This is a genomic window from Thermodesulfobacteriota bacterium (assembly GCA_036397855.1).
Classification (GTDB): Bacteria; Desulfobacterota_D; UBA1144; order Nemesobacterales; family CSP1-2; genus DASWID01.
The window spans coordinates 1-15,054 of the sequence record DASWID010000107.1 but is presented as its reverse complement, the minus strand read 5'-3'; the positions used below and the strand labels follow the sequence as shown (position 1 = coordinate 15,054).

The following is a 15,054-nucleotide window of genomic DNA, read 5'->3' as shown; positions in this document are numbered from 1 at the left end:
GCTTTAACGAGATCCTTTGGTACCATGACCGGATGAATCTCAATGCTCGCGTTGAACGCGAGGAACCACGGTTCCGCAATCGCAGGGATTTGGGAAGCGTCCTTCATCTCGAGGAAAATGAACCCCGTCCGCTGTCCGTTGTTGTCCGTGAAATAGACGGCCTCTGGCTTCAAATCTTCGAGAATGGATTGGATGGTCGCACCGAGTTTTCCAGCCTTTGCGGCCGCGTTCCCGGCCTCAACGGGTATGTTGACCTTCAATAAGAATCGCATAGATAGCCTCCTAATGGTTTGTTATCGTTTGGGAGTAGGAGCATACGTAAAGATTCCCTTTGAGTCAACAACACGTAACCGCTAGAAATTATGGAAGAACACTAGAGTATCCAAGTTACAGGGAGAAATTGACGGAACCGCCCAGATCGATCCAGAATTACTAAAATTATTGAAACAGTACAAAGTCACGCAATGACCCTTTCTTTTTTCCCGTTTTCATATCGCTGGTCCAGCCCATCTTACAACAAGTCTAATTTTACGTCAACAGAGGGAAAACGGAAAACCGCCCGAAAAAAGAAAATTCCAAATAAAAGCGAACACATTGCCTTTTCCGCAAGCCCTATCTCGTCTCTTCCCAGCTGCACCCGCCTTCACATTTACCACCACAGAGGAGCGCGTGCGGCGTAACAGATACCCCGCATCGATCGCAGCCCGTGCAAATGTATGTAAGAGCGTACCGCCCGGTTGGGTCTACCAGTTGAACACCCTTCTCAGTCCTTTTGAACGTAAACCCTTCTTCTAGAATCAACGCATTGCCTTGGATACTCGCCCCTTTTGACTTGCGGGCTGGTTCCCCAGCCCAGGAAGTGTGCACCATCGCCACGAGCAGACATGTCACGACACCAGCCAGAAACAAACGCCCCATCGGGATCACCTCCTTTTCCTTCTCCGTGTTGCTGATTGAACCTTCCTTCTCTCCACGACGCGGTAGCTTTCCCAGCTTACCACGACCTGACTACTGATTATACGGAATTATTTCCGTAAAATCATCTTTTTTTGCGCATTATGCAGGATCCTTAACTCTTTAATCCTTTGTTTGCGAGTATACTTTAAGACGTCTGCAGTCGTGACTAGATATAAGATAAAGGCATGGAACACCGCCCAAAAAAGAAACTTCTTGACCTCGTACGCCAAGTCATACCGAGAATACTAAACGGGCATTGACCCTTCTTATCATCCCCGAGAATCCCACCTTAATTCAAGCAGGGAGAAGCTCCATCGGTTATCCAAATATCTTCTTCACTCGATTCCCCTGGAATGACACATGCACAATGGAGCATCAATGAAAAATAATCTTACCGAACAATTTTTAATCCAACGTTTTCTCGGCATTGATAAATTTAATATTTTTAGAAATTCACATTCTCTTTGAAAAGAATGGATAATTGATTAAATTGAAGTTAATCAAAAATGAAATTTAAAACTCTAGGCAACACCGGCGTGATGGTTCCAGAAATCGGGCTTGGCACATGGAACTACAGGGGTGGAGTTGAGCCGCTCCGAAAGGGAATCGAGCTCGGAGCCACATTAATAGATACTGCTGAGGGTTACTACACTGAGGATGTCGTGGGCGAAGCGGTAAAGGAAATTCGAGACCAGGTTTTTATCGCCACTAAAGTTTCCGGGAGGCACCTGGATTATGACGGTGTTCTGAGAGCTGCCGAGGGCAGCCTCGTCCAGTTGGAAACCGATTATATTGACCTCTATCAGATACACTGGCCTAATCCACGTTTCCCAATTAAGGGGACGATTAGAGCAATGGAAAAGCTTGCGGACGACGGACTTGTTAAATATATTGGTGTGAGTAATTTCACACTCGAAGAGATGCAAGAGGCCCAGGCATACATGAAAAGCCATCAAATTGTTTCCAATCAAGTCCTGTATAATCTAAACAGCAGAGAAATTGAGTATGATTTGTTACCATACTGCCAAAAACATCAGATAACTATTATGGCCTATACACCCCTGGATAATGGAAATTTGGCGAAAGGCTCAAGTCTTTTTAAGAGAAACAGATTTAAGGTATTAGAGCAGATAGCTTCAGAGACAAATAAAACCATAGCACAGGTTGCTCTAAACTGGTGCATTTCGCAACCTTATGTTATAGCAATACCAAAATCCGACAGCGTTAGGAGAACAATTGAAAACTGCGGTGCTTCGGGCTGGAGGCTGTCTCCGGAACAAGTAGATAGACTAAATGAAGCATCTTCATAACTATGCCAAGCATCAAAGAAACAAGAAATCAAATGATCCAGCTAGTATTCCCTGAGCATGCAAACACCTTGGGGACACTTCATGGCGGAAGAATTATGGATTGGATTATGTTAGCAGGGAGCATAACCTCATCCAGAATTGCAAAAGGTATAACAGTCCTTGGAACAACTGATAGCATAGATTTTATCAATCCTATTAAGGTAGGCGAGATTGCCATTCTGGATAGCTGGGTGGAGTATATAGCGAATAGTTCACTGGAAGTAGGAGTTAGGGTACACTCGGAAAATCCGGAAACAGGTGAGAAAAAATTAACGACAACCTCTCATTTGGCATTTGTAGCAGTTGATGAACACGGTAAACCAAGGGGCGTAAAGGAAAAAATAACACCAGTTGGTGAGCTTGAGGAATTAATCAATGTAGAGGCCAAGGACAGAAAAGATGCAAGAATGCCCGAGTTGGCAAACAGAGATGAAATGGCGGAGAACCTTGTCGACGAAACAGAGGTGACCAGATTTAACCTAGAAACGATCAGGGCAGTCTTACCGGAAGATACCTTCTACGGCAACTTTATGTCAGTCGGTAAACTGATGTTGGATATCGATGAGACTGCGGCAATACTTGCCGGACGATATGTAAAAGGATTAATAGTCACCGGCTCACTCGACAATCTTTACTTCTACTCACCGATTAGAGTTGGTGACGTCATTATCCTCAAGGCCGGAATCAACTACGTGGGTAACACATCTTTGGAGGTTGGAATAAAGGTGCTTACTGAGGATCTGACCACAGGTGATCAGAAGCATACATGTACCGCTTTTCTCAGCTTTGTTCATATTGGTGATGACGGTAAACCAAAGCCCCTCCCCGGTTTCAAACCTGAGACCCCTTACGAAGTAAGGCTTTGGAAAGAGGCTGAAACGAGGAAAAAGAGGCGGTCCAAGAGGGTTAAACAGATTAAAGAATCGCTTGGTAGCTTTTTACCCTAGTTTCGGTTTTCAAATACCCCCACCTTGATCCTCCCCCTATATCTATAGGGAGAGGAGACAATTTCCCCTCCCTTTTCAAGGAGAACGGTAGGATTTCTTCCCCATTGAGGGGGAAGAGTAAGTCGGGGGTGATTTATAGTTTACAGGCGGACCATCCAAGTGCATTTACAAAAAGATGTATAGGCAGGTTACATAAACGTTCTTCAACAAGTTAACCCCGTTCACACAATACGTAAACGGAGTTGACGCTAAAAGTTAAGGCATGATATAATTTTTTACGAGTATGACGGACCCAGTAGATAAAGATTCAGAGAGCAGTTTCGTAAAAGAACACTACTCCCTTTTTAACCTCTCCCGTATGATCAATGCAGAGAGAGACCTAAACGTCCTTCTAGATTTTCTTGTCAAGGAATCCTCAAGGATTGTAGACGCAGACAGGACAACATTATTTCTATATGACGAAAATACAGACCAACTATGGTCACATCTCGCAATGGGAACCCCTGAAATAATCAGATTCGACGCGAAACTAGGAATAGCAGGCGAAGCATTTAAGACTGGGAAAATTACAAACATTGAAGATGCGTATTCGCACCCAAAATTTAACCCAGAAATAGACAAGAGGACTGGCTATAGAACAAAATCAATTCTATGCGTGCCTTTGAAAGATATAAAAGGAAAAACAGTAGGTGTCTTACAGACCCTTAATAAAAATGACGGATCGTTTACAAAACAGGACGAAGAAACATTGGAAATCTTTGCCTCAAATGCGGCAGTAGCAATTGAAAATGCAAAGTTGATAAAGGAGCTCGAAGAGGCAAAATCCCGCATCCAGCGTGAAAATGCAGTCTTGAGAGATAAGGTAAAGGGCAAGTTCTTCACAAGTAAATTAATCGGAACGAGCAGGAGAATACAGGACGTAGTAAATCTTATAGAAAAGATTGCGGACACTCCAATCAATATTCTGATCACAGGAGAGAGCGGTACCGGGAAAGAACTGGCTGCGCGCATGATCCACTTCAATAGCTCAAGGTCAAATCAACCCTTTGTGGATATTAACTGTGCCGCGCTTCCGGAGAGCTTACTGGAGAGTGAACTCTTTGGTATAGAAAAAGGGGTTGCCACAGGCGTTGAAAGAAGAGAAGGAAAATTTGAGATGGCAAATGGCGGTACCCTCTTTCTCGACGAGATCGGAGATATGAGTCTTCCCGCTCAGGCTAAACTTCTCCGTGTTATACAGGAACAGACGCTGAGAAGGGTCGGTGGAAAACAAGATATATCAGTTGACGTAAGGATAATCGCTGCAACAAATAAAGATCTGATCGGCGAAATTAATAAAGGACTCTTCAGAGAAGATTTGTATTACCGATTAAATGTTGTTCACATCCGTATGCCGTCACTGCGAGAAATAAGAGAAGATATCCCCATGCTCTCTAAACATTTCTTAAATATTCTTACAAGCGAACTTGGACATGGCCAGATGCATTTCTCCGCGGAAGCTATGGATTGCATCGTGAATTACAGCTGGCCTGGCAATGTGAGAGAACTGGAGAACGAAATCAAAAGGGCCGTCATTCTGACAGAAAGTGATGTTATAGACAAGACAGACCTTTCAGAACAGGTCCAACGTGAAATGGAAGGAAAGGGTTCTACGCATGTGAGATCGTATGCAAGAGGAGATAGCCAATCTCTTAAAGAAACAGTTGAAGAAATTGAGATAAGAATGATAAAAGATGCTCTGGAGAAAACACGAGGAAATAAGCAAAAGGCATCAGAAATTCTTGGAATAACAAGGCAGGGATTGATAAAGAAGATAAAGAGATACAAATTAATATAACCAAACGTCTAAATTTCAATATATAAAAAAAAATGGGGACGACTGTCCCTATTTCCGTGGCAACCAACAAGGCTAAGTGTCGTTGTATAATTCATTATAAGTACCTCAATCCACCTGAAATGTGCAGGAAATCTAAAAATTATCCCTTCCCCCTTTCATAAAGGGGGAAGGTTAGGATGGGGGTTAACAGAGCAAGGGAATTGAGAAAAAATCCTACAGAAGCAGAAAGAAAACTGTGGGCTCATCTCCGTCTTCGTAAGATCGGTGGATATAAATTTAGGAGACAACATCCCTTAGGGCCATTTATCGTTCATTTTGTTTGTGAAGAGAAAAGATTAATTGTAGAAGTGGATGAGGGACAGCACGATGAAAAGAGGTTTTATGATGCAAAAAGGGATAAGTGGCTTGACGAAAAGGGATTTAAGGTAATAAGATTTTGGAATAATGAGGTGTAGTGGGATATTGAAATTGTAACGGAGGTGATTAACCCCCACCTTAATCCTCCCCCAACAGGCTGGGGGAGGAGATATTGGAGTAAAATGATCAAATTGCCAAATGATCAGATGTAGTCCGTCCTCATTGCATATCTCAGAGACTGGTCTCCCGGATAGACCTTCAAATATTGCGTTTGCCTTAGTTGTAGGATCCCATCTCGTTCGCTTCATTGCTCCTAGTTTTTTACTGAAAAAATTCGTGGCTTAGTTTTACCAGGCTCTTAATGGAGAGCGGTATATCGTTAACTTTGTTTACAATAGAGTAAACGAGGTTTATGTTCAAATGATAGATACGGTATACTAATTTAAACAGATCAAGAACTCTAACAGCCCAATATCACGAGCTTTTTTGAATTTAATGCACTGGTTAAGAATGTTGGCACAGTCATTGCACTTTGTAGATAGTAGAACAAAAAGTAAGAGCAGGCAGAAATGAAAAAGTTAATCACGGCGGCAATCTTAATAATAACGATTTTGGGAACATCGTCTGTCTTCCTGCATGTTTCAATATATTTGTTGAGACCGGCCATTGCGAACAATCTATGCCCAAGCAGCGATGAATGGGAAAATCATAGTAGTGACCAAACTACACCATGCCCACTAGATGAGTTTGACAACCTGGACAATAATAACAAGGAGCACGAGGTTCTAGATCCTGACTTTCCTGGTCCAGATAAGCGATGCGGTAGCGTTTGCCCTATAAGCACAAGTGGAGTAGCAGGATAGATGGAGACTAGTGTATACTTTTGTTCCCTATGAAGTTAAGAAAATTAAGTTCACGGATTATCGGTAGCGCCATGTAATGAATATGAACCTCATATGCACGTAATCTACAATAGTGCTGGACAGATTTACATGCTCCACGGAACAGAAGACAGCATTGCGGTTATAGAAAAAGCCTCCAGGAGAGAAAACGCAACTCTTAAAGGTTTTATAGTAAGCAATGAGAAAGGTAGGATTCTCGAACTAAACTGATTGTTTCATTCTCCAATGCCTATTGAAATTGAAAACAAAGAGAATGCCCGATTAATTTATAAATTTTGCTAAAATAATAAATCGATAACGTGTGATGGATGATCGATGAATACACCACAGAATACCCCAACAGTTAACGATATACGTTCCGAGGAGGAATCCATAAAGGAAAAATTAAACCAGATGCATCTCTTCGCGGAGCTTTCGGCAGAAAATATTAGCAGCCTGGTCGATAAGTCTAAAAAGCAGCAGTTTTCAGCAGGGAGTGTTGTTTGTCGAGAGGGAGAATACGGCGACACATTTTTCGCAATTCTTGAAGGTTCGGTAGAGGTAACAATCAATACCGCAGGATACGACAATTTGACCCTCGCCAACCTGGAAGCAGGTGACATTTTCGGAGAAATGGCAGCATTATCAGGCTATCCAAGGAGCGCTACAGTTTCGGCCAAGGACAACTTATACCTGCTCGAGATACCTTCAGAGGTTCTAAAGGAATTAATGAAGATATCTCCCAAGTTCAGGGAAATAATCGAAGAAAAATATACTGTACGAGCCGTTCGTACTTATCTTAGAAAAGTACCGCTTTTTGGAAATTTGAGCGACGCTATGCTCAAGGAACTAGAAGGTAAAGTCAAACTAAAATCCTTTAATCAAGGAGATGTCATATTCAGGGAAGGCGATCCCGGAGATTCTCTATATATAATACGGAATGGATTTGTCAAGATAACAAAACAAAGTGGGGATAAAGACCAGATTATTGCCTATCTTGCGCAGGGAAGCTACTTCGGAGAGATGGCACTTCTGGAAGATGAGAAACGAAGTGCCACCGTATCAGCCTTCACGAAGGTTGAGCTAATCCAGGTAGCAAAAGAGGATTTCAACGCACTACTTGGTACAGACCCAAAGCTGGCTGAAGAAATGCAGGACATTATTATGGAGCGAAAGCTCAAGACCCTGGAAGTCCAGAGGGATCCGGCTAAGGCGGAGAGGCTTGAAGCATTAGTGGAAAAGGGAATCATACAAAGTGAGAATCTTCTCATCATTGACCTGAGAACCTGTATTCATTGTAACAATTGTGTAGAGGCCTGTGAGGACCGGCATGGTTATCCACGCCTAGATAGAAGAGGAACACGGTTCGCCGAAATATCTATTCCTGTTGCCTGTCGTTTATGCCAAGACCCGGTCTGCCTGATCTGCAACTTTGATGCTATCAAGAGAGCGCCAACAGGTGAGATCTATATCATAGATGATAAATGCATAGGGTGCGCTGGGTGCGCGATAAGATGTCCATACAATGTCATACAGATGGTCTCAACGAAAACAGTACACGAAAAAAGAAAATTCGATATATTTGATGCCTTACTAGGTAGAGCTAAAGCAGGAGACGGGAAGGGAGAAAAGACCGAAGACACGAGGTTAAAACCCAAAAAGCTCGCCATTAAATGTGACAACTGCATGGGATATCCCGATACCGCATGTACCGATAATTGCCCTACCCATGCCATACGCTGGGTAAATCCCATTTCATATTTCGGAGATGAAGAAGATATCATTCAAAAGAGGGACAAGTACCAATGATAAGGATTTCAAAGACACATAAGAAATTTATTGGATTTACACTAATCGCTGGCTTTATTTTCTGGGCAGTTTATCGCTGGGGGCCAAACCTTCCGATACCAGGCATTGAAGACGGTATTGTTTATTTTCTTGGCATATTGGCCGTTCTTCTTATCCTATTCGTGATAACTTATTCGCTTCGCAGACGTATGGCCAGGGGAATGCCAGGCAGGCTGGACAATTGGCTTTTAGCCCATATCTATCTCGGACTTTTGGCCCTTTTCATAATAGCCCTGCATGCAGAGTTTCGTTTTGGATGGAATTACAGCACTGCTGGTATGATTTTTCTCGTATTAGTCATTGTCACAGGAATTATTGGACGATATTTTTACGCCAATATACCTTCCTCCATCGCCGCTGAACAAGAGAATGTTCTCTCCCGAGTGGACAAGGTTACGAAATCAATAAACGAGCTGTTGGCTGGAAAATCAAGGGCATTCCAAAAAATTATAGGCACGGAGCTCAACACTCCTTCACCCCTTTCCACACAAGCCAATTACTGGGAGGAACTCCTTTCAAAGGGCGAAATAGTCCAGGAGGAAGAAAGGGGCGATTTTAAAAAAGCAGTTCTGCTTCTTGAGGAAAAGGCTAAACTAGAGTCTCAGTCCATAAGCCAACTAAAATACAGGCCGCTTTTTCGGGGCTGGCTTACAGCCCACCTTATCGTCACAGCGGGGCTTATCGTAATGATCCCTTTGCATATATTGGATGACAGCTTTAAGATATTTACTCCGACAGCTTCAGACTTTGGACACCCCCAGGAATGCAGGCAATGTCACCAGAGGCAATATGACGAATGGATAATGTCACCCCATGCCTATGGTCAGGTAAGTCCTGTCGCCTTTGCACTCAATGAAAAGGTTCAAGTCGATAGCAATGGGAAGGTAGGCGTCTTCTGTTTTCAATGCCACGCACCTATCAGCATCGCAATCGGAGAAGATGCTAGAATTCCGAATGAGAAAAGGGCCCCCATCGGCGTTCTGGGAGTTCAATGCGACTCTTGCCATTCAATCTCCAAGAATCACGGGCTCGTTAGCGGTGATTTCCCTATGGAACCCGGACGAAAAAAATATGGTCCTTTTGGTTCAAGCTCTGACGGTGACTTTAAGCCCGTTCGAAACTACTTTCATAAGAGCGTTAAATCCGATTACATAATAACCTCCGAGTTTTGCGGCTCCTGTCACGATGTAGTTACACCAAAGGGACTCAGGGTAGAGGAAACCTTTGCTGAATTTAACGAAAGCGTTTATCCAGAAAAGGGTATAACCTGCCATGATTGTCATATGAGAACACTACCGGGTAAGCCCAACCAAAAAAAGGTAAAGGGTCCCGCCGCCATCATGGCTGGAGTTGATATACCCGAGAGGCCAATCTCTAACCACTCAATGATTGGGGTGGACTATCATCTTGTAGATTTTTTCCCCTATGCCGATAACCAAGGAGAGGCAGCCAGGATTCAAAGAGAGTACATGCAGGAGGTTTATGAACTTCATAAAGATAGCGCCAAGATGGAAGTAGAAGCCCCTCAAACTGTAACCCCCGGGTCTCAATTTCAGGTAGCAGTGCATGTGACCAATACTGGAGCTGGGCATCTTCTTCCCTCCGGATTTACTGTGGAGAGACAGGTATGGATCGAGGTTATTATAAAGGACGCAGATGGCAAATTTCTTTTTGTATCGGGCGACTTAGACAACAACCTTGATCTGCGAAACCGCTGCAGCCAAGATGTTAAATTGGACGCCGCTCCTATAGACAAATATCTAGTCAACTTTCAGTCGGAAATGCTTAAGGTCAATCCAGACGGTACTGAAGAAGATGTCTTCCTGACAAGCCAAGCAAACAAATTTGTAAAACATGGGATACCACCCCTTGAGACTAGGATAGCAACCTATCCTGTCCCTGTTCCATTAGACGCTAAGGGACCTCTCAGTGTTGATGTAAAACTGAGGTTTAGAAACTTTTCTCCGTTGTTATTTGACAGATTGGGGCTTGACGAAAGCCTGAAAAAGAGGCTTCGAATCATAGATCTGGCGAGTGAATCTAGGTCAATTGATGTGGAAGGCGTGGAAGATGTTTTAACGCAACAAATAGGTTCATCCTCTGATGTTAATGGAGAGACTATCGTATCGAGTAATTCGTCCTCCGAGGAAAAGTTGATTGGGATAATAATGGAGATCGATAAGGAAGGGGGCACAATTACGGTGAATGATGCTCAAAGAAAAAAACACGTAATAAAAATTGACCCTAAAATGCTAGAGGGAATTTCACTATGCAACAAGGTCGAGATTGAATTAGAAAACGGTGCTGTCAAGTCAATAAAAAAGCTTTGATTCATGATGCAAGATACACGATGCATGATGCATGATTAATTCTGTATCCTGGATCGTGTATCGTTATACGCACTACTTAGGAACCTTAAACTCTAAAGAATATCCCCCTGGATCAATGCTTAGTTCCTCACCGACCAGTGTTATAACATGCATGGTGGCCTTTTCCATTTCCATATATCTTGAGTACCTTATTGGTACTAAGAAGGGGGAACTGCCAAGAGGGGGAATGGGATTAACAAGGGGCAGAATCTGATCTTCCTCTATGATTTTACCTTCCGGGTCATAAATCTTGAATTTAATAGAAATTCGTTTTAACTCCTTATCAGTGTTGTTTACTAATTCTCCTTTAATCTGAAATTTCTCTTCGGAAACCTTTGATACATCGAGGCTTTTTAGACGAATCACATAATCCTTGGAATAGGTTATAGAAACGAGAAGAAAAAACAGAATCAGTAACGAAAAAACGCTAACGAAACTATTTAGCCACAAAGACACTAAGACACCAAGATTAGAGAGTACTTTTTTTAAATGGATTAAGTTTTTAAAATCCATATTCCTCCTTTGTGTCTTGGGCAGTTAGTGGCTGAATATTTACTAATAAACTACTCTTCAATCTTACCACAACACAAAAACATCTCATGTTCTTTAGAGCCGATAGGCCCTGTTTTAGATACATCACAATCCTGAGTAATATTTACAAACATTCCACTCGATGTTAGAAATGTCACGAAATCCCTATTCGGGGGAAGTTTTATTGTACCCTCTTCACATGCTTTCACTATTTGCTCTGCTAGGCAAACATCCAAATTTCGGGATAGGCAATCCATTGCCATGCCTTTAAAATTCGACAACCTCGAGGGATGTAATTTTTCAATACAGATATCAGACCTAGGGATTTTCACCGTGCCTTCAGGGCAACCACTGCTTTCGGATTCAGCAACGCTAATAGCAAATAAAACGATTGAGCAGAGTAAAAGCCCAATGAGAATTCTCATAGATGATCCGTTCAAAATATCTTGATACAATCTAGCACAATACGGCGTAAGGTGTCAACGTATTAATGATTAACTTTTAAGCGTCATGTCTTTTTTGGACGATCGGGATTTATTAATTCTAAATTTTAAATCCGGAAGGTGATAAAATCTCGGGGGAATGTCGTGCTAAGCTTGAGATAATGAGAAAGAACTAAATTTTGGTAACAAGGAAAAAAGAAATTGAATTCAGTGGGAATATCATGGCGCGAGTTTGTTGATAGTTTCCCATATCAAAACTCGAGAGGCTTTTGGAGGGAATATGATAATCGGAATGTCTACGCCCGCTTTGTTGAATTCCTCGATCTTATTTCTGCCTTCTGCTGTCGAACCAGTAATCGCAACTGAATTCAGCAAGGAATCGCTGACGCTTCTGATCGCTTCTGTTTTACTTCCCTTGTTCCAGGCTTCGACAATGGAATTAGCTTCGTCTTGGAATCCATACCTGCTAATCAATCCAGAATAAAATGTCCCCATTGCTCCAATGTAATAGGCGATATATTCCTTGATTAATCTTCGTGACATGCCCTCGTCATCAGACACTAAAGCCGGGATGTAGGGACAAACTTTGATGTTATGAAAATCTCTTCCTCCCTTTTCAGCTCCGGCGCGAAGGTACTCCTCCGCATGTTTGTAATGTTCAATTGGAATCAAAAACGGAATCCATCCGTCTGCGATCTCACCTGTTAGGGTTATGTTCTTGGGCCCAATGGATGCAATATAAATCGGTATAACTTCTCTAAATGGGTTAAATTGGAGACTAAAGTTTTTTAGTTCAAAAATCTCACCATTATAATTCACACTTTGTCCGCTGATTATCATTTTTATGATTTCAACATATTCTCGAGTCCTTTTGAGTGGTTTCTCAAATTTAACGCCATGCCAGTTTTCTATAACTACAGGACCACTCGTACCCAGACCGAGTATCATTCTTCCCTCTGAGATTTCATCTAATGTCGCAACAGTCTGAGCAATAATAGCGGGGGTTCTGCTGAATACAGAAACAATCCCCGTTCCGAGCTTAATCCTATTTGTATTGAGGGCGATTACTGAGAGGATTGAGAAAGCGTCCCTACCCCACATCTCGGGAACCCAGATAGAATCATATCCCAGTCCTTCTGCAAGCTGTGCAAAATCAATGATTTCGTCTTTTGTGATATCATTCCAGTAAGGAATTACAAGACCAATCTTGGACAATGGATACTCCTCCACATTTTTGAGATTAAATATAACAATAACAATTAGATATCCAAAACCTCAAGCAATTCTGAATCCTTTCCTACGACGGAAATGAAATGGAGGACTAGAGTCCTCCGCTACAGTAAATTTCTTCCCCCTTGACGGGGGAAGATTAAGAAGGGGGTGTCGAATGTAGCTGAGACTTTAAAATCTCCAGCGGCATCTGTCAGTAGAGCAATGAAATCCCATTTAATGATGTTAAGATATTTCATACATAATGTCTAAAATACCTAGAGACTTATTGAGAGAAGTAAACAAATGGCGAAATTTAAGAAGAGTGACACCAAAAAATATTATAATTCCTGGAGCTGGGCAGGAATCGGTCTGGGACTATCCTAGACCTCCCCGCGTAGAACCTGTAAAAAGTAGAATTCGTGTGGAGTTTGGAGATGTAGTAATAGCAGATAGCAATAAGACTTATCGGGTATTAGAGACCGCAAGTCCCCCCGTTTATTACATACCTCAAGGCGATATACAAATGAAATATCTGGAGCCTGGCAGCAAATCAACGCTCTGTGAATGGAAGGGAAAAGCGAGATATTGGTCTGTTCGCGTAGGGAAAAAATATTCTGAAAACGCCGCCTGGAGTTATCCAGACCCCTGGGAGGGTTTTCAATCAATAACCGATCACATAGCCTTCAATGCAGGCAAGATGGGCGCCTGCTATGTTGGAAACGAGAAAGTATTGCCACAACCCGGTAATTACTATGGAGGATGGATAACATCACAAATTGTTGGCCCCTTCAAAGGCGAACCGTGGACCGAAGGGTGGTAGGAAGCCAAGGATCTGTAGGACACAATAACAGGAACTCAACCATAAAATGAGAGAGCTTCATTATTTCAACGCAAATGACTGAAGTGGCTTCCGGTCATAATCGATCACCTATTTTCAATTTTGCATTAAGTCTAATATAATATTTGAATATTCGAATCTCTCTGCAGTTGCTGCGAGGAGCAAGGCGACGAAGCAATCTCAAAAAGAATAGATTGCTTCGCGGAGCCTGCACTGAGTAAAGCGAATGACAGTGAAAACCCTGTAGCAAGTTAAAGGAAATTCGATAATTAAACAAACAGCTTAGATCGGGCATAATTTGTTCAGAATATGGATCCTAATATTTTAGTCTGCGCACATTGTGGATTTGAAAATCCTTTAAAAGCAAACTTCTGTGTCGAATGTGGAACCAAGCTGGAGGTTAGATGTCAGAGCTGTGGCAAAGAGAACCCTCCTAACCATAAGTTTTGCTTCGAATGCGGGGGAAAGCTCGGCAAAAGTGCAGATGTAAAAGTCGATAAGGCACTTAATTTAAGCGAACCCCAGAGTTATATACCAAAACACCTTGCCGATAAAATTCTCGTCAATAGAGCCAGCCTCGAAGGAGAGCGAAAGCTGATAACCGTACTCTTCGCCGATGCAACCAGCTTCACGGCACTATCAGAAAAATTAGACCCTGAAGAGGTTCGCACTCTGATGAATCAGGCCCTCAGGCTTATTATAGATCAGGTACACCACTATGAGGGCACAATCAACAAATTTACCGGCGACGGCGTAATGGCACTCTTCGGTGCCCCTATTGCCCAGGAGGATCATGCCTATAGGTCAGTAAGTTCAGCCTTGGGAATTCAGAAGGCCATCAGATTATACGGTGAAGAGCTTAAGTTAGAGCAGGGTATAGACTTCAAGATGCGAATTGGTATTAATACAGGGCTTGTGGTTGTAGGAAGTATTGGTAACGACCTCAGTATGGAATATACAGCCATGGGAGATACAGTTAATCTAGCCTCACGCTTAGAAGGCCTGGCAGAACCGGGGTCTGTCCTAATAAGCGAGAGTACCTACAAACTTGTAAAGGATTATTTCGAGTGTATTCCACTTGAAGAAGCTAGTGTAAAGGGGAAAAGTCAGCCTGTAAAGGCTTTTTCAGTAATTGGGACAACGGGTCGAAAAGTAAGATTTGATCTATCCCTAGAGCATGGCTTAACAAAATTTGTAGGAAGGGAAAAGGAACTGGGGCTCATAAAGGATTCGCTTGAAAAGGTAAAGGAAGGACATGGACAGATTATATGTATTATCGGCGAAGCCGGGTTGGGAAAATCAAGATTGGTTCACGAGTTTAAAACTACGCTTCGTGATGAAGACGTGAGCTACCTGGAAGGAAATTGCATCTCTTACGGCAAATCATTTTCGTATCTGCCAATCATTGAGATTTTAAAAAATAGTTTTGAGATAGATGACAGAGACGATGACGACCTGATTAAAGCTAAAGTGGAAATCGCTACA

General features: G+C 42.5%; 15 protein-coding genes. 10 read left to right on the top strand and 5 right to left on the bottom strand.

The features are described from left to right. A partial coding sequence (locus VGA95_08475; GenBank protein HEX9666574.1) for a DUF3303 family protein occupies positions 1-272 on the bottom strand: 272 nt, incomplete at its 3' end. A gap of 340 nt (positions 273-612) precedes the next feature. After that, on the bottom strand, positions 613-918 hold the full coding sequence (locus VGA95_08470) for a hypothetical protein (GenBank protein ID HEX9666573.1): 306 nt from the start codon (positions 916-918) through the stop codon (positions 613-615). Positions 919-1,463: 545 nt separating this feature from the next. On the opposite strand from VGA95_08470, the gene VGA95_08465 reads away from it, so the two are divergent. From VGA95_08465 to VGA95_08430, 8 genes are all read left to right on the top strand, one after another. Next, positions 1,464-2,267 carry an aldo/keto reductase gene (locus VGA95_08465; protein HEX9666572.1) on the top strand — a complete coding sequence of 268 codons (804 nt, stop codon included), beginning with the start codon at positions 1,464-1,466 and terminating at the stop codon, positions 2,265-2,267. A 2-nt stretch (positions 2,268-2,269) separates the two neighbouring features. Next, the gene (locus VGA95_08460; GenBank protein ID HEX9666571.1) at positions 2,270-3,253 is read left to right on the top strand and encodes an acyl-CoA thioesterase; all 984 of its coding nucleotides are present in this window, start codon (positions 2,270-2,272) and stop codon (positions 3,251-3,253) included. 283 nt (positions 3,254-3,536) lie between these two features. Further along, complete coding sequence (locus tag VGA95_08455; GenBank protein ID HEX9666570.1) at positions 3,537-5,090, top strand: sigma-54-dependent Fis family transcriptional regulator; 1,554 nt, start codon at positions 3,537-3,539, stop codon at positions 5,088-5,090. Positions 5,091-5,266: 176 nt separating this feature from the next. Then, positions 5,267-5,545 (top strand): DUF559 domain-containing protein, encoded by a 279-nt coding sequence (locus tag VGA95_08450; protein ID HEX9666569.1) that lies wholly within the window; start codon positions 5,267-5,269, stop codon positions 5,543-5,545. Positions 5,546-6,016: 471 nt separating this feature from the next. After that, positions 6,017-6,310 carry a hypothetical protein gene (locus VGA95_08445; protein ID HEX9666568.1) on the top strand — a complete coding sequence of 98 codons (294 nt, stop codon included), beginning with the start codon at positions 6,017-6,019 and terminating at the stop codon, positions 6,308-6,310. 93 nt (positions 6,311-6,403) lie between these two features. Further along, positions 6,404-6,559, top strand: coding sequence for a hypothetical protein (locus VGA95_08440; GenBank protein ID HEX9666567.1), 156 nt, complete (start codon positions 6,404-6,406; stop codon positions 6,557-6,559). 105 nt (positions 6,560-6,664) lie between these two features. Next, complete coding sequence (locus VGA95_08435; protein ID HEX9666566.1) at positions 6,665-8,137, top strand: cyclic nucleotide-binding domain-containing protein; 1,473 nt, start codon at positions 6,665-6,667, stop codon at positions 8,135-8,137. Continuing rightward, complete coding sequence (locus tag VGA95_08430; GenBank protein ID HEX9666565.1) at positions 8,134-10,506, top strand: multiheme c-type cytochrome; 2,373 nt, start codon at positions 8,134-8,136, stop codon at positions 10,504-10,506. Before VGA95_08435 ends, VGA95_08430 begins: the two co-directional genes overlap by 4 nt. Before the next feature lie 72 nt (positions 10,507-10,578). On the opposite strand, the gene VGA95_08425 is transcribed toward VGA95_08430, so the two are convergent. The 3 genes from VGA95_08425 to VGA95_08415 form a co-directional block, all read right to left on the bottom strand. After that, on the bottom strand, positions 10,579-11,058 hold the full coding sequence (locus tag VGA95_08425) for an FxLYD domain-containing protein (GenBank protein HEX9666564.1): 480 nt from the start codon (positions 11,056-11,058) through the stop codon (positions 10,579-10,581). A 50-nt stretch (positions 11,059-11,108) separates the two neighbouring features. After that, positions 11,109-11,501, bottom strand: coding sequence for a hypothetical protein (locus tag VGA95_08420; protein ID HEX9666563.1), 393 nt, complete (start codon positions 11,499-11,501; stop codon positions 11,109-11,111). Between the two features lie 237 nt (positions 11,502-11,738). Further along, positions 11,739-12,734 carry an LLM class flavin-dependent oxidoreductase gene (locus tag VGA95_08415; protein ID HEX9666562.1) on the bottom strand — a complete coding sequence of 332 codons (996 nt, stop codon included), beginning with the start codon at positions 12,732-12,734 and terminating at the stop codon, positions 11,739-11,741. 259 nt (positions 12,735-12,993) lie between these two features. Between VGA95_08415 and VGA95_08410 the strand changes: the two genes are divergently transcribed. Then, positions 12,994-13,551, top strand: coding sequence for a DUF427 domain-containing protein (locus tag VGA95_08410; protein HEX9666561.1), 558 nt, complete (start codon positions 12,994-12,996; stop codon positions 13,549-13,551). Between the two features lie 327 nt (positions 13,552-13,878). Beyond that, positions 13,879-15,054, top strand: a 1,176-nt coding sequence (locus VGA95_08405) for an adenylate/guanylate cyclase domain-containing protein (GenBank protein ID HEX9666560.1), incomplete at its 3' end; no start/stop codon positions are given.